This window comes from Micromonospora sp. Llam0 (assembly GCF_003751085.1).
Classification (GTDB): domain Bacteria; phylum Actinomycetota; class Actinomycetes; order Mycobacteriales; family Micromonosporaceae; genus Micromonospora_E.
The window spans coordinates 4,754,337-4,769,526 of the sequence record NZ_RJJY01000001.1 but is presented as its reverse complement, the minus strand read 5'-3'; the positions used below and the strand labels follow the sequence as shown (position 1 = coordinate 4,769,526).

General features: G+C 71.2%; 17 protein-coding genes. 16 read left to right on the top strand and 1 reads right to left on the bottom strand.

What is annotated here, in order from left to right:
- Positions 1 to 9: 9 nt before the first annotated feature.
- The 6 genes from EDC02_RS20780 to prfA all read left to right on the top strand — a co-directional run bounded on the left by EDC02_RS20780 (position 10) and on the right by prfA (position 6,009).
- Positions 10 to 879, top strand: coding sequence for an SPFH domain-containing protein (locus tag EDC02_RS20780; protein WP_123603406.1), 870 nt, complete (start codon positions 10 to 12; stop codon positions 877 to 879).
- Positions 880 to 894: 15 nt separating this feature from the next.
- Positions 895 to 1,143: a hypothetical protein gene (locus EDC02_RS41735; RefSeq protein WP_123603405.1), complete on the top strand. Its 249-nt coding sequence runs from the start codon at positions 895 to 897 to the stop codon at positions 1,141 to 1,143.
- Positions 1,144 to 1,177: 34 nt separating this feature from the next.
- Positions 1,178 to 2,122 carry a homoserine kinase gene (gene thrB / locus EDC02_RS20770; RefSeq protein WP_123603404.1) on the top strand — a complete coding sequence of 315 codons (945 nt, stop codon included), beginning with the start codon at positions 1,178 to 1,180 and terminating at the stop codon, positions 2,120 to 2,122.
- A 289-nt stretch (positions 2,123 to 2,411) separates the two neighbouring features.
- Positions 2,412 to 4,331: a transcription termination factor Rho gene (rho, locus tag EDC02_RS20765; protein WP_199757709.1), complete on the top strand. Its 1,920-nt coding sequence runs from the start codon at positions 2,412 to 2,414 to the stop codon at positions 4,329 to 4,331.
- 231 nt (positions 4,332 to 4,562) lie between these two features.
- Positions 4,563 to 4,787 (top strand): 50S ribosomal protein L31, encoded by a 225-nt coding sequence (gene rpmE, locus EDC02_RS20760; protein WP_123603402.1) that lies wholly within the window; start codon positions 4,563 to 4,565, stop codon positions 4,785 to 4,787.
- Between the two features lie 133 nt (positions 4,788 to 4,920).
- Positions 4,921 to 6,009, top strand: a complete 1,089-nt coding sequence (gene prfA, locus EDC02_RS20755; protein ID WP_123603401.1) for a peptide chain release factor 1 — start codon at positions 4,921 to 4,923, stop codon at positions 6,007 to 6,009.
- Between the two features lie 52 nt (positions 6,010 to 6,061).
- On the opposite strand, the gene EDC02_RS20750 is transcribed toward prfA, so the two are convergent.
- Positions 6,062 to 7,618: a GGDEF domain-containing protein gene (locus EDC02_RS20750; protein WP_123603400.1), complete on the bottom strand. Its 1,557-nt coding sequence runs from the start codon at positions 7,616 to 7,618 to the stop codon at positions 6,062 to 6,064.
- A 103-nt stretch (positions 7,619 to 7,721) separates the two neighbouring features.
- Here EDC02_RS20750 and prmC point away from each other — a divergent pair, with 103 nt between their 5' ends.
- The 10 genes from prmC (at position 7,722) to atpA (ending at position 15,189) form a co-directional block, all read left to right on the top strand.
- Positions 7,722 to 8,624, top strand: coding sequence for a peptide chain release factor N(5)-glutamine methyltransferase (prmC, locus tag EDC02_RS20745; RefSeq protein WP_233606100.1), 903 nt, complete (start codon positions 7,722 to 7,724; stop codon positions 8,622 to 8,624).
- 62 nt (positions 8,625 to 8,686) lie between these two features.
- Positions 8,687 to 9,331 carry an L-threonylcarbamoyladenylate synthase gene (locus EDC02_RS20740; protein WP_123604990.1) on the top strand — a complete coding sequence of 215 codons (645 nt, stop codon included), beginning with the start codon at positions 8,687 to 8,689 and terminating at the stop codon, positions 9,329 to 9,331.
- Positions 9,331 to 9,963, top strand: coding sequence for a phosphotyrosine protein phosphatase (locus EDC02_RS20735; RefSeq protein WP_123603398.1), 633 nt, complete (start codon positions 9,331 to 9,333; stop codon positions 9,961 to 9,963). Before EDC02_RS20740 ends, EDC02_RS20735 begins: the two co-directional genes overlap by 1 nt.
- A 41-nt stretch (positions 9,964 to 10,004) precedes the next feature.
- Entirely contained in the window at positions 10,005 to 10,406 is a 402-nt protein-coding gene (locus tag EDC02_RS20730) for a hypothetical protein (RefSeq protein ID WP_123603397.1), read from the top strand.
- A gap of 251 nt (positions 10,407 to 10,657) precedes the next feature.
- Positions 10,658 to 10,873 carry a hypothetical protein gene (locus EDC02_RS20725; RefSeq protein WP_123603396.1) on the top strand — a complete coding sequence of 72 codons (216 nt, stop codon included), beginning with the start codon at positions 10,658 to 10,660 and terminating at the stop codon, positions 10,871 to 10,873.
- A gap of 28 nt (positions 10,874 to 10,901) precedes the next feature.
- Positions 10,902 to 11,702: a F0F1 ATP synthase subunit A gene (gene atpB / locus EDC02_RS20720; RefSeq protein WP_123603395.1), complete on the top strand. Its 801-nt coding sequence runs from the start codon at positions 10,902 to 10,904 to the stop codon at positions 11,700 to 11,702.
- Between the two features lie 114 nt (positions 11,703 to 11,816).
- Positions 11,817 to 12,029, top strand: a complete 213-nt coding sequence (gene atpE, locus EDC02_RS20715) for an ATP synthase F0 subunit C (RefSeq protein ID WP_123603394.1) — start codon at positions 11,817 to 11,819, stop codon at positions 12,027 to 12,029.
- Positions 12,030 to 12,119: 90 nt separating this feature from the next.
- The gene (locus tag EDC02_RS20710; RefSeq protein WP_123603393.1) at positions 12,120 to 12,662 is read left to right on the top strand and encodes a F0F1 ATP synthase subunit B; all 543 of its coding nucleotides are present in this window, start codon (positions 12,120 to 12,122) and stop codon (positions 12,660 to 12,662) included.
- Positions 12,662 to 13,486: a F0F1 ATP synthase subunit delta gene (locus EDC02_RS20705; protein ID WP_123603392.1), complete on the top strand. Its 825-nt coding sequence runs from the start codon at positions 12,662 to 12,664 to the stop codon at positions 13,484 to 13,486. The genes EDC02_RS20710 and EDC02_RS20705 overlap by 1 nt, the downstream gene beginning before the upstream one ends.
- 56 nt (positions 13,487 to 13,542) lie before the next feature.
- Positions 13,543 to 15,189 carry a F0F1 ATP synthase subunit alpha gene (gene atpA / locus EDC02_RS20700; protein WP_123603391.1) on the top strand — a complete coding sequence of 549 codons (1,647 nt, stop codon included), beginning with the start codon at positions 13,543 to 13,545 and terminating at the stop codon, positions 15,187 to 15,189.
- Position 15,190: the final 1 nt, after the last annotated feature.

Sequence of the window (15,190 nt, the reverse complement as noted above, 5' to 3'; positions counted from 1 at the left end):
GAGCAGAGCATGGAACGAGCCGTGTTCCGGATGTCCGGATTCGTAGCGGTCAGCGGCCTGGCGGTGCCAGGTCTGCTCGGCCTGGCGGTGGTGGCGCCCGGCATCAATTCGGTGGCCGACGTGGACGTGTGGATGGCCGTCGCTGCCGCGGTCTACGCCGCGGTCGTCGCGCTGGCCGCCACCGGGTTCACCGTGGTCGACCCCAACGAGGCGCAGGTGGTGCAGTTCTTTGGCCGCTACCTCGGCTCGATCCGGGTCGCCGGCCTGCACTGGACCTGGCCGCTGACCGCCCGGCGCAAGGTCACCCTGCGGGTGCGCAACTTCGAGACCGACCGGCTCAAGGTCGCCGACGCCGACGGCAACCCGGTCGAGATCGCCGCCGTCGTGGTGTGGCGGGTGGTCGACTCGGCGAGCGCCGTCTTCGCCGTCGACGACCACGTCGAGTACGTGGCCGTCCAGGCCGAAGCCGCCGTCCGGCACCTGGCCACCAGCTACCCGTACGAGGCGCACGACGCTGAGCGGGCCAGCCTGCGGGACAGTACGGTGGTCGCCGCCGAGCTGACCGAGGAGTTGCGGGAGCGGGTCGAGCTGGCCGGCGTCGAGGTGCTGGAGTCCCGGGTCACCCACCTTGCGTACGCTCCCGAGATCGCCCACGCGATGCTCGCCCGGCAGCAGGCCGCCGCCGTCGTCGCGGCCCGGTTCCGGATCGTCGAGGGCGCCGTCGGTATGGTCTCCAACGCGTTGGAACGGTTGGCCGACGAGCACGTGGTCGACCTCGATGAGGAACGCAAGGCCCAGATGGTCGCCAACCTGCTGGTGGTGCTCTGCGGCGACCGGGCGGTGCAGCCGGTGGTGAACACCGGTTCTCTCTACAGCTGAGGCGGTCCACGGCTGATGGCCGAACGCAAGAAGCTGCTGTTGCGGCTCGATCCGGCGGTCCATGAGGCGATTGCCAAGTGGGCCGCCGACGACCTGCGCAGCGTCAACGCCCAGATCGAGTACGCGCTGCGGTTCGCGCTGCGCGCCGCCGGCCGCACACCCGGATCGAATCGGCCAGCTGGATCCGATCGGGCACCTGAGTCCGATCGGGCACCTGGATCGGGCCCGACGGCCGACGGCCCGGACCGGCCGTCGGCGCCCTGACACCGGGCAACCGGCCAGGATCTAGCATGGGGCGATGGGTATCAGCTTCGTTCCCGGGCCGGTGACCGTGCGGGTCCCGGCCACCAGCGCCAACCTCGGCCCCGGGTTCGACGCGCTCGGGTTGGCGCTCGGTCACCACGATGAGGTGACCGCCCGGGTGGTGCCCGTCGGTTGCCAGGTCGAGATCTCCGGCGAAGGCGCCGGTGAGTTGCCGCTCGACGACGGCCATCTCGTCGTCCGCGCCATGCACGCCACCTTCGACGAGCTCGGCGGCCGGCCGGCTGGCCTGGCGCTGAGCTGCGTGAACCGCATCCCCCAGGCACGCGGCCTGGGTTCGTCGTCGGCGGCGATCGTGGCTGGCGTGCAACTGGCCCGAGGGCTCACCGTCGGCGGGACGCAGCTGCTGGACACCGCCGCCGCGCTGCGGGTCGCCGCCCGGCTGGAGGGCCACCCGGACAACGTGGCACCCTGCCTGCTCGGCGGGTTCACCATCGCCTGGACCGAGGCGTCCGGGTCGCGCGCGGTGTCGGTGCCAGCGCATCCGGCGGTGTCGCCGACCGTCTACGTACCCAGTAACCGGGGTCTGACCGAAGCGGCGCGGGCGGCGCTGCCCGCCCAGGTCCCGCACGCGGACGCCGCGTTCACCGCCGGCCGGGCCGCACTGTTGAGCCACGCGATCACCGCCGATCCGGCGCTGTTGCTGGCCGCGACCGAGGACCGGTTGCACCAGGACTACCGGGGTCCATCGATGCCGGCCAGTGCGGAACTGGTCCGCCGACTGCGGGCGACCGGTGTGGCTGCGGTGATCAGTGGGGCAGGGCCGAGCGTCCTGGCGTTGACCAAAGTCCCGGCGGACTTCTGTCCGGGAATGGACTGGCAGACTCACTTGTTTCCGGTAGACGTTGCCGGAGCGCGGATCGAAGGCGCTATAGTAGGACACGCCGAGCGGGACCCTGTTGCCGCAGGTCGGAAGAGTTGACTACGCTCTAGGCCAAGCACAGCCGCGAAGCACGCGATCTCCTGCGGGGCGGCGCACCCCCGAAGCTATCGGCGGTAAGCCCGTCTCACCCCTGCCTAGGCCACCGCCAAACCGCAGTCTCCACGGATCGCTGCAGATGTCGAGAGCTGCCCACCGAGGCTGGTGAAGCGGGTTCGGCAGAGCTGCGCGAAGACTCCCGCGACGTGTCATGCGAGGCGGGTGCACCGAGGCCACCCGGCCACCTAGCGTCTTGACCCGGGTTGCCCGGCCTATCGAGGGAAGGAATCCATTGAGCGACACCACCGACGTGACGTCGGATGTCTCCAACGTCGCTGACGACACCACCGCTGCTCCTGCCCGCCGTCGGCGGTCCGGCACCGGGCTGTCCGCGATGCTGCTGCCGGAGTTGCAGAGCCTCGCCGCGTCGCTCGGCATCTCCGGCACCGCCCGGATGCGCAAGAGTGAGCTGATCACCGCGATCACCGAGCGCCAGGCCGGCGGGGGTGCCCCACGGCCGCGCGCCGAGGTCGCGGCGGCGACCGCACCCCCTCGGGAGGAGGTCCGCGCCGAGGTCCGTCCTGAGGCCGAGCGGCGCGGCGACGGCGGGTCCGAGCGGCGCGACGGCGGCGACGGCGAGCAGCTCGCCATCGTCGACGAGCCGGCTCGCGAGCGCAGCACCCGCCGGGGCCGTCGATCGGCAGCCGAGTCGCGTACCGACGAGACCGCGACCGCGCCGACCGAGTCGGGCGAGCGGGTCGAGCGGGGCGGTGACGGCCGGGACAACCGTGGCGAGCGGGACAACCGTGACGGCCGGGATGGCCGTGGCGAGCGGGACAACCGTGGCGAGCGGGCCGAGCGGGGCGGTGACGGCCGTGGTGGTCGCGACCGTAACGACCGGGGTGACCGTAACGACCGGGGTGACCGTGGCGAGCGGAACCAGCGGGACAACAACGACGACGACGACAACGATGGCGGCGGTCGGCGCAGCCGACGCAGCCGGTTCCGCGACCGTCGGCGGCGGGGGGACCGCGGTGACGGCGACGGTGGCGGCGGCCGGGAGCCGCAGGTGACCGAGGACGACGTACTCGTCCCGGTCGCCGGCATCCTCGACGTGCTGGACAACTACGCGTTCGTGCGTACCACCGGCTACCTCTCCGGGCCCAACGACGTCTACGTCTCCATGTCGCAGGTCAAGAAGCACGGTCTGCGGCGTGGTGACGCGGTCACCGGTGCGGTGCGGGCCACCCGCGAGGGCGAGCAGCGCCGTGACAAGTACAACCCGCTGGTCCGGCTGGACACCATCAACGGCATGGAGCCGGAGGAGGCCCGGCGGCGGCCCGAGTTCTACAAGCTCACCCCGCTGTACCCGCAGGACCGGCTGCGGCTGGAGACCGAGCCGCACATCCTCACCACCCGGGTCATCGACCTGGTGATGCCGATCGGCAAAGGCCAGCGGGCGCTGATCGTCTCCCCGCCCAAGGCGGGCAAGACGATGGTGCTGCAGGCGATCGCCAACGCCATCACGCACAACAACCCCGAGTGCCACCTGATGGTGGTGCTGGTCGACGAGCGTCCGGAAGAGGTCACCGACATGCAGCGGTCGGTGAAGGGCGAGGTCGTCGCGGCCACGTTCGACCGGCCGCCGCAGGACCACACCACGGTCGCCGAGCTGGCCATCGAACGGGCCAAGCGGCTGGTCGAGCTGGGCCACGACGTCGTCGTGCTGCTCGACTCGGTGACCCGGCTGGGCCGCTCGTACAACCTGGCCGCGCCGGCCAGCGGGCGGATCATGTCCGGCGGTATCGACTCGACGGCGCTGTACCCGCCGAAGCGGTTCCTCGGCGCGGCCCGCAACATCGAGAACGGCGGTTCGTTGACCATCCTCGCCACCGCACTGGTGGAGACCGGATCCATGATGGACACGGTGATCTTCGAGGAGTTCAAGGGGACCGGCAACGCCGAGCTCAAGCTGGACCGCAAGATCGCCGACAAGCGGGTGTTCCCGTCGATCGACATCCACCCGTCCGGCACCCGTAAGGAGGAGATCCTGCTCGCGCCGGAGGAGCTGGCGATCACCCACAAGCTGCGCAAGGTGCTTCACTCGCTGGACTCCCAGGCGGCACTGGACCTGCTGCTGGACCGGCTCAAGCAGAGCCGGACCAACATCGAGTTCCTGATGCAGATCGCGAAGTCGACGCCGGGGGAGTGACCCCGGCACCGGGCCCCGCGCGGTCGGGAATCCGTCGGGCTCGCCGGGCGTTGCGTCCGGCGGTGTTCGTGACGGTCGCGGTGGGCGGTTCGCTCCGCCCACCGCGACCCGCTGCCACGGCCCGTGGCAGACTGACAACAGGCCAGGTTCCGGTTCACGCCCGAGTCGGCCCGCGCAACGGCGCGGCCGACGTCGACGGCGACCCGGCGACCGACGAAGAGAGGACCACCCGTGAAGAAGGACATCCACCCGGAGTACGTGACCACCGAGGTCACCTGCTCCTGCGGCGCATCGTTCACCACCCGCAGCACCGCACCCGGCGGCAAGATCCACGCTGAGACCTGCAGCGCCTGCCACCCGTTCTACACCGGCAAGCAGCGCGTCCTCGACACCGCCGGCCGGGTGGCCAAGTTCCAGCAGAAGTACGCCAAGGCGAAGGCCAACAAGGCCAAGTAGCTGTGCGCGCGGCGCCCGCCTCCGACCGATGTCGGGGGCGGGCGCCGCAGTGTCTGGACTGTCCTGGTCTCTTCAACCCGGCGGACCGTTTCCTCCCTGGCCGGAAGGCCGGAGTATCCACGGAAGGCATCTGATGAGCAGCGAGCGCTTGGCCGGGCTCCTCGACGAGTACGCCGAGCTGGAGAAGCAGCTGGCCGATCCGGCGATCCACGCCGATCAGGCCACCGCCCGCCGGGTCGGCCGCCGGTTCGCCGAGCTGGCCCCGCTGCACAAGGCCGCCGGCGAGCTCGCCCAGGCCCGGGCCGACCTGGCTGCCGCCCGTGAGTTGGCCGGCGAGGATCCGGCGTTCACCGTCGAGGCGGAGGCGATCGCCGCCAGCCTGCCCGACCTGGAGGCCCGCCTCGCGGAACTGCTCATCCCCCGGGACCCGCACGACGCCAAGGACGTCATCGTCGAGATCAAGGCGGGTGAGGGCGGCGAGGAGTCGGCGCTGTTCGCCGGCGACCTGCTGCGGATGTACCTGCGGTACGCCGAACGGCGCGGCTGGCAGGTGGAGGTGCTCGACTCGCAGGATTCCGACCTCGGCGGCGTCAAGGACGTGTCGCTCGCAGTCAAGTCGCGAGGGATGCCCGAGGGCGGCAACGGCGTCTGGTCCCGGCTCAAGTGGGAGGGCGGCGTGCACCGGGTGCAGCGGGTGCCGGTCACCGAGTCACAGGGCCGGATCCACACCAGTGCCGCCGGGGTGCTGGTGCTGCCGGAAGCCGAGGACGTCGAGGTCAACATCGACCCGAACGAGCTGCGTATCGACGTCTTCCGCTCCTCCGGCCCCGGTGGGCAGTCGGTCAACACCACCGACTCGGCGGTACGGATCACCCACCTGCCGACCGGCATCGTCGTCTCCTGCCAGAACGAGAAGAGCCAGCTGCAGAACCGGGAGCAGGCGATGCGGATCCTGCGGGCCCGGTTGCTCGCCGCCGCCCAGGAACAGGCCGACGCGGCGGCCTCCGACGCCCGCCGTTCCCAGGTGCGCACGGTCGACCGGTCCGAGCGGGTCCGCACCTACAACTACCCGCAGAACCGGATCACCGACCACCGGATCGGCTACACGGCGTACAATCTGGACCTGGCGATCGGCGGGGAGCTCGACGGCGTCCTCGACGCGCTCGCCGAGGCGGACCGGGCCGCCCGGCTCGCCGGTGACACTGAGCTGACCCGCCGGTGACGCCGAGATGACCCGCCGCTGACCGGCTTTCCGTCGGTGCCGGCCCGGTGGGTCAGCGCACCGGATGGGGCCGTTGCCGGGCCTCACGCATCTGCCGGGCGGCCACCTCGAAGGCTCGGCTGAGCGCTTCGCGCAACCCCGGACCGGAACCGCTGATCTCGGCGTAGCCGACGCTGACCCCGACCGGAGTGCCGGGCACCAGCGACTCCCACTCCTCACCGGCCACCGCAGCGGTGATCCGGCGGGCCACGTCGGCCGCCTCGGCCGGGCCGGCGCCCGGCAGCACCACCACGAACTCGTCGCCGCCGTACCGGGCCACGAAGTCACCCCGGCGCATCACCCGGTTGATCACCCCGGCGACCCGTTGCAGCACCAGGTCACCGGAGTGGTGGCCGTGCACGGTGTTGACCGACTTGAAACCGTCCAGGTCACAGACCATCACCACGGCCCGGTCGCCCCGGCCGGCCATGTCGGTGACGTAGAGGTCGAGGTGCCGGCGGCTGGCCAGCCCGGTCAGCGGGTCGGTCAACGCCTCCTGGGTGTACTGCGCGGCGGAGCGACGCATCTCCTCCTGGTCCAGCCGGGCGGCGATGCCGTCGACGTACATGTCACGCAGCCGGTCGTTGCGCCGGGTGGCCAGCCGGAACGCGTACCGGTCGGCGTCGTGCGCGGCGGCGTGGTCGCCGGCCCGGGTGTGCGCGACGCTACGCAGCCGGGCCGTCTCGGCGGCACCGAGCGTCTCGGCGGAGACCACCGCCGTGGACAGGCGGGTCAACGCCTCCGCCGGCCGGTCCGCCGCGATGGTCAGGCAGACCACCCCGAGCTGGCGTAGGTCGCGGGCGCGGGCGCTGTCGCCGCCGTCGATCATCAGCCGGGTCGCCTCCGGGGCGCCAGCGGGCAGCCGGGCCGGCTCACCGAGTGCGGCCAGCCGGGCCAGGGCGTACCCGTAGGCCACCCGGCTGCTCGGGCGCAGTAGCCCGGCCCGGTCGGCGTGCACGAACTTCGCCAGGTCGCTGCCGATGTCGCGGAGCACCCGCAGGCAGCCGTCGGTGTCTCCATGATGGTCCAACGCGACAGCGTTGCGCAGCCGGATGCCGGGCGCGGCGAAGGTCTCCTCTGGAATGCCGGTGGCGTTGGCGAGCTGCCGGGCGTGCTCGATGGCGCTCAACGCGTACCCGTGGAAACTGAGGTAGGAGTAGGCCATCGCCAGGTCGTGCCAGCCCCAGGCGGTTTCCCGGTCCACGTCGGTGGCGGCGCCGAGCGCCCGGGCGCTGTGCACCAGATGGGTGACGCACCGGTCGAACGCGCCCTGCTGGTGGGCGGCGAGCGCGGCCAGCGCGTGCAGGTGGCCGTGCAGGTACGGTTCGCTGACGTCGCGGGCGGCCTCGAACGCCCGGTCGACGGCCACCGTGTACTCGGCGGACCGGCCGAGGTTGAGCAGCGCGGAGAGCCGCTGCACCAGCGCGTCGGCCCGTACGTACCGGTTGCTGGTGTTCCGGATCACCTGCTCGAAGGCGACGCAGGCTTCAGCCGAGCGGCTGCTCTCCATCAGCGACCGGGCCTGCATCAGCGCCTCGGCCTGGTCGGTGAGCCGGTCGAGCCAACCCACGCGCAACCTCCCCTGGAGCCCGCTGGAATCTGGCGGAGCACACACCCGACCCGATCCGCGACCTGTTCCACGGACGCCCGGGTGGACGCACCATGATTATGTCGTGAACCGCTTGCCAGAGAACACCTCCGGATTGCCGGATCGGACGCCGGTCCGAGCCGCGGTGGCCGCCGCGGCCGCCCGGCTGGCGGCCGCCGGTGTCGCCGCCGCCCGGGTCGACGCGGAGCTGATTGCCGCCTCGGTGCTGGACATTCCGCGTGGCCGGCTGGCATTGAGTGGCGACTTCGACGAGGCCGACATCGGCAGGTTCCACAGTCTGGTGACCCGCCGGGCGGCCGGGGAACCGGTGCAGCACCTCACCGGATCGGCACCGTTTCGTTATCTGGAGCTCGCGGTGGGGCCGGGGGTCTTCGTGCCCCGGCCGGAGACCGAACTGCTCGCCGGGGCGGGCGTCGACGCGCTGCGTGACCAGCCCGGCGAGGCGGTCGTCGTCGACCTGTGCAGCGGCAGTGGCGCGGTGGCGCTGGCGGTCGCGCACGAGGTTCCGACGGCGCGGGTGGTCGCGGTCGAACGCTCGACGGACAGCCTGCGCTGGCTGCGCCGCAACGCCCGGCGACAGGCCGCCGCCGGGGACCGGCCGATCGAGGTGCGGGCCGGCGACGTCCGGGATCCGGGCCTGCTCGGCGAGCTCACCGGCCGGGTGGACGTGCTGCTGTGCAACCCGCCGTACGTGCCGGACGGCACCCCGGTGCCGCCGGAGGTCGCCGGGCACGACCCGGCCGAGGCGGTCTTCGGCGGGCCGGACGGCCTGGCGGTCATCCGACCGGTGGTGCACCGCGCGGTGACCCTGCTGCGCCCCGGCGGGCTGTTCGGCGTGGAGCACGACGACGGCCATGCCGCCGCCGTCGTCGCGTTGGTCGCCGCCGCCGGCCGGTTCGACGCGGTCACCAGCCATCGCGACCTGGCCGGCCGGCCGCGTTTCGTGACCGCCCGCCGGACGGGCTGACGGCAGCTGGAGGTGATCGGTGCGGATCAGCGGGCGGGCACGTGGCAGACTGGCACACCGTGATGCTCTATGACTGCCGGTCCGCCGCCGACCGTGACAAAGGCATCGCCGCGGCGATCGAGGCGGTCAAGAACGGTGAGCTGGTCGTGCTGCCGACCGACACCGTGTACGGCGTGGGTGCCGACGCCTTCACCTCGTACGCGGTCACCGCGTTGCTCAACGCCAAGGGTCGGGACCGGCAGATGCCGCCGCCGGTGCTGGTCGGTTCCCGGCACACCCTCGACGGGCTGGTGCTGATCCTGCCGCAGCCCGCCCGCGACCTGGCCGACGCCTTCTGGCCGGGGGCGCTCACCATGATCGTCGAGCACGCGCCCAGCCTGAACTGGGATCTGGGGGACACCGACGGCACCGTCGCGGTCCGGATGCCGCTGCATCCGGTGGCGTTGGAGGTGCTGCGGGAGACCGGCCCGATGGCGGTCTCGTCGGCGAACAAGACCGGCCGGCCGCCGGCGGTGACCGCTGCCGAGGCCCGGGACCAGCTCGGCTACTCGGTGCGCGCGTACCTGGAGGCCGGCCCGTGTCCGGACCCGGTGCCCAGCACCATCGTCGACCTGACCGGCGATGTGCCCCGGGTGGTCCGTGACGGCGCGATCCCGATCGAGAAGCTGCGCGACGTGGTCCCGGACATCATCGGTACGGAGTCCTAGTGCCGCCGTTCACCGTCCTTCATGTCTGCATGGGCAACATCTGCCGTTCGCCGATGGCCGAGCGGCTGTTGGTGCTGGCGCTCGAGCAGCGGCTGGACCGGCTCGGTCCGGCCGTCGCGCCGCCGGTCGAGGAGCTGTTGCACAGCCACAGCGCCGGCACCGGCGGCTGGCACGCCGGCGAGGAGATGAACCCACCGGCGGCCCGCCAGGTGCTCGCCCGGGGCGGGCAGGTCGACGGCTTCGCCGCCCGTAAGCTGCGGTCCGATCAGATCGACGCCGCCGATCTGGTGCTCACCGCCACCGCCGACCAGCTCGAGTACGTGCTCGCGTTGCGCCCGGACGCCGCCGAACGCACCTTCGTGCTCGGCGAGTTCGGCCGGTTGCTGCCGGCGGTGGACCCGGACGGGCTGCCTGGTGTCCGGTCGGGTCCGGACGCGGCGGTGACCCCGGAGGCGGTGCACGCCCGGGGCGCGGCGCTGGTCGCTGCGGTCGCCGCGGTCCGGGCCGGCGCCGGTCCCCAGCCGGGGGACGATCTGGACGATCCGTGGGGGCGCGGCGACCACACCTTCGCCCGGGTGGCCGACGAGATCGAGGAGACGGTGGGGGCGCTCGGCGTGGCGCTGCTGCCCTGAGATCGGCGGGGCGGGCAGAGGATGCAGGCGGAGGTCGTCCGATGATGCGCAGTCGGCTGCGGCACCTGCCGGTGCCGTCGATGGTGTCGGCGGTGCTGCTGGTGGTGCTCGCCGGGGTGGGCGGCTGGCTGGACGGAGTCCCGGGGGCGGTCGGCGCCGCCGTCGGTGTCGCCCTGGTGGCGGCCGGCTATGTGGCCTCCAGCCTGGCGCTGGCCTGGGCGGACTCGGTGCATCCGCGGATGGTGCTCAGTGTGGGCCTGCTCACCTACAGCTTGAAGTTCGCGCTGCTCGGGGTGGCGGTGTTCGCGGTGGCCGCGTCGGACTGGCCGGGGCAGCGGATGCTGGCGGTGGCGATCGTCGTGGCCACAGTGGGATGGATCACGGCCCAGGTGTGGTGGACCTTCCGGGCCCGGATCCCGTACGTGGAGATCGACCCGCGCTGACCCTCCGGTGACCCAGGGTGTGTGCCGGCCGGTGGGCCGGCGGCGAGAAGCATCGATTTTCGCGAAGATTTGTCGGATTTGACCTACGCTGAGGCCGGGATCGCCGGTGGTGTGGGGAGTGGATACCGACCGGGGCGGAAGAGGAGTAGCGTGTGCACCCATCTGACGTGCCACCGGGTCGCCCACACAACGAGGGTTGTGCGGGGGGTGACGCACAGCCTCCATCGTTGCCCTGATATGTTTCCGGCGTCATGGCCGGTGAACCACCTTCCGAACCCGCAGGTCCCTCGGGGGCCGACACCGGGTTCGCCGCGATCGGCTACCTGCTCGGCGGGATGGCCGTGTGGGGCGGCGCGGGGTGGCTCGTCGACCGTTGGCTGGACCTGCCCAACGTCGGGCTGCTGATCGGGCTGATCGGCGGGACGGCGGCCGGGGTCTACCTGACCGTTAAGAAGCTGGGCGCGTGAACCAGGCCCGACCAACGGAGGATGCGCGTTGATTGAGCAGCCGACCGTTCTCGCCGCGGAGTTCCCTCCCGGCGTGGATGCCTTCGACTTCCGCAGTCTGATCCCCGGGCTGGACGGCACCGCCTGGGCGGCCGCCTTCACCAAGATCACGCTGCTGCTCTGGATCGCCGCCGCGCTGGTGATGATCTTCTTCCTGGTCACCTACCGCAGCCCGAAGCTGGTGCCGACCAAGGGCCAGTGGCTGGCCGAGTCGGTGTACGGCATGGTGCGCGACAACATCGCCCGGGACGTGATCGGCCGGGACGGGGTGCGGTTCGCGCCCTACCTGACGGTGCTGTTCTGCTTCATCCTGCTGAACAACCTCTGGGGCATCGTTCCGTTCGCCCAGATCTCGCCGATGTCGCACATCGCCTTCCCGATGGTGCTGGCGGTGGTCAGCTGGCTGCTCTACATCGGCCACGGCATCGCCAAGTGGGGCTTCCTCGGCTACGTCAAGCACGTCTGCTGGGTGTCCGGCGCGCCGCTGTGGGTCCAGCCGATCCTGGTGCCGATCGAGTTCGTCTCGAACCTGATCCTGCGGCCCGTCACGCTGTCCGTCCGACTCTTCGCGAACATGTTCGCCGGCCACATGATCCTGCTGGTGTTCATCCTCGGTGGCGTGGCGCTGTTCCAGGCCGACAGCCTGTTCATCAAGCCCATCGCGGTCCTGAGCTGGGGCATGGCGATCGTGATGACCTTCTTCGAGTTCGGCATCATGATTCTGCAGGCGTACGTCTTCACCCTGCTCAGCGCGACCTATCTGCAGCACTCGCTGGCCGAGTCGCACTGATCAAGCCCTCGTTTGACCGATACACGTCCGCGGGTCAGTTGCGTGGACGACAACTGAACATTCACCTAAACGTGCGCGTGACGGACACGCGTTCAACGCAGGAGGAAAACAACCATGGAGATCACCGGCAGCCTGAACGCCATCGGCTACGGCATCGCCGCCCTCGGCCCCGGTATCGGCGTTGGTCTGGTGTTCGCCGCCTACATTCAGGCGACCGCCCGCCAGCCGGAGAGCGCCGGCCTGACCCGGGTCTACATGTTCATGGGCTTCGCCGTGATCGAGGCGCTCGCCCTGCTCGGTCTGGTGCTCGCGTTCGCGCTCAACTGACCCGGCCGGCATCCGGTGAGCCGACGGGCTCACCGCGTCTGACTCGGTGACCGGCAGCGCGAGCGCCGGTCCGGGCGAAGGGAAGTGTCCATGTACGAAGATTCCACGTACATAGCTGCGGAAGAGGGCGGGAACATCCTGCTCCCGCCGCTGTCCGAGATCATCGTCGGCCTGATCGCCTTCGGTCTGCTCGTCGCCGTCCTGCTGAAGTTCGTGTTCCCACGGATGGAAGCGATGTACCAGGCGCGGGTCGAGGCGATCGAGGGCGGCATCAAGCGGGCCGAGGCCGCCCAGGCCGAGGCGAACCAGCTGCTGGAGCAGTACAAGGCCCAGCTGGCCGAGGCGCGCACCGACGCGGCCCGCATCCGCGACGACGCCCGGGCCGACGCCGAAGGGATCCGGCAGGACATCCTCGCCAAGGCGCGGGAGGAGTCCGACCGGATCATCGCGGCCGGCAAGGAGCAGCTCGCCGCCGAGCGGCAGACCATCATCCGGGAGCTGCGTGCCGAGGTCGGCACGCTCGCGGTCGACCTGGCCGGCCGGATCGTCGGGGACGCGCTCGCCGACGAGGCCCGCCGCAAGGGCACCGTCGAGCGGTTCATGGCCGACCTGGAGAACGCGGGGGCCCGCTGATGCAGTCCGCCACCAGCCGGGAGTCCTACGCCGCGGTGACCGAGCGACTGGTCGGCTACGTCGCCGGTGCCGCTCCGACGGCGGTCGCGACCACGGCCGACGAGATCCTCTCGGCGGCCGACCTGCTGCGCCGTCAGCCCCGGCTGCGGCGGGCGCTGGCCGACCCGGCCCGGCCCGCCGACGACCGGACCGGGCTGCTGCGCGGCCTGCTCGAAGGGAAGATCGGCGCGGACAGCCTCGACCTGCTCGGCGCGGTCGTCGCGGCGCGCTGGTCGGCGCCGTCGGAGCTGCTCGACGCCGTCGAGCGACTCGGCGTCGACGCGGCACTGGCCGGTGCCGAGTCGGCCGGCGAGCTGGCCGAGGTGGAGGACGAGCTGTTCCGGTTCGGCAAGATCATCGACGGCGACCCGCAGTTGGGTGCCGTGGTCGGTGACGTCACCGTGCCGGCCGACCGGCGGGTCGAACTGGTCCGCACGCTGCTCACCGGAAAGGCGCTGCCGGCCACGGTGCGCCTCGCCGAGCAGGCGGTCCGGGGCTTCGGCGGGCGATCCGTCGGCGCCGGGCTGGGCCGGCTGGTCGAGCTGGCCGCCGCCCGGCGGGACCGGCAGGTCGCGTACGTCACGGTCGCCGCACCACTGACCCAGCCCGAGGAGCAGCGGCTGGGCGCCACGTTGGCCGGAATGTACGGTCGGGAGGTGTCCGTCAAGTTGACGGTCGACCCCGCCGTACTCGGCGGGATGAGCGTACGGATCGGTTCCGACCTGTACGACGGCACCGTTCGGCGCCGCCTCATCGACACTCGCAAGGCGCTCGCCGGGCGCTGATTCAGTCCATGCCGTTCCGGGTTCATCCGGGCCACTAGACATAGAGGAAGCAGAGGATGGCCGAGCTGACCATCTCGTCGGACGAGATCCGTGGTGCCCTAGAACGCTACGTCTCCTCCTACACGCCGGAGCTGTCTCGTGAAGAGGTCGGCACCGTGTCGGACGCCGGGGACGGCATCGCACACGTCGAGGGCCTGCCCTCGGCGATGGCAAACGAACTGCTGGAATTCGAGGACGGCACGCTGGGCGTGGCGTTGAACCTCGACGTACGTGACATCGGTGTGGTCGTCCTGGGTGACTACGCCGGCATCGAGGAGGGCCAGCGCGTCAAGCGCACCGGCCGGGTGCTCTCCGTCCCGGTCGGCGACGCCTTCCTGGGCCGGGTGGTCAGCGCGCTCGGTGAGCCGATCGACGGCCTCGGGGACATCGCCAACGACGGCTTCCGTGAGCTGGAGCTGCAGGCGCCGAACGTGATGGCCCGCCAGTCGGTGTCCGAGCCGCTGCAGACCGGTATCAAGGCGATCGACGCGATGACCCCGATCGGTCGCGGCCAGCGGCAGCTGATCATCGGCGACCGCAAGACCGGTAAGACCACCGTCGCGCTGGACACGATCCTCAACCAGCGGGCCAACTGGGAGTCCGGCGACCCGGCCAAGCAGGTTCGCTGCATCTACGTGGCGATCGGGCAGAAGGCCTCCACCATCGCCTCGATCAAGGGCGTGCTGGAGGAGCACGGCGCGATGGAGTACACCACCATCGTCGCCTCGCCCGCCTCCGACCCGGCCGGCTTCAAGTACATCGCCCCGTACACCGGGTCGTCGATCGGCCAGCACTGGATGTACGCCGGCAAGCACGTGCTGATCGTCTTCGACGACCTGAGCAAGCAGGCCGAGGCGTACCGCGCCGTGTCGCTGCTGCTGCGCCGTCCGCCGGGCCGTGAGGCGTACCCGGGTGACGTCTTCTACCTGCACTCCCGGCTGCTCGAGCGGTGCGCGAAGCTCTCCGACGAGTTGGGCGGCGGCTCGCTGACCGGTCTGCCGATCATCGAGACCAAGGCCAACGACATCTCGGCCTTCATCCCGACCAACGTCATCTCGATCACCGACGGGCAGATCTTCCTGGAGACCGACCTGTTCAACCAGGGCCAGCGGCCGGCGATCAACGTCGGTACGTCGGTCTCCCGGGTCGGTGGCGCCGCGCAGGTCAAGCCGATGAAGAAGGTCGCCGGCCGGCTGCGGCTGGACCTGGCCCAGTACCGGGAGCTGGAGGCGTTCTCCGCGCTCGCCTCCGACCTGGACAAGGCGTCGCGCAACCAGCTGGAGCGCGGTGGCCGCCTGGTCGAGCTGCTCAAGCAGCCGAACTACTCGCCGTTCCCGGTGCAGGAGCAGGTCGTCTCGGTCTGGTCCGGCACCGAGGGCAAGCTCGACGACATCCCGGTCGGTGACGTCCGGCGGTTCGAGTCGGAGTTCCTGGAGTACCTGCGGCACTCCCACTCCGGCACGCTGGACTCGATCGCCGCGCACAACTGGGACGACGAGATCATCGCGACGCTGTCCGACGCGATCGAGAAGTTCAAGCAGATGTTCCTGTCCAAGGACCCGGCGCGGGTGGTCAACGAGGCGCCGGCCGAGGCCCTGGAGGGCGAGCAGGAACGCGAGAGCGTCACCCGGTACGTCGCCGACGCTGACGCCGAGAAGGAATAGG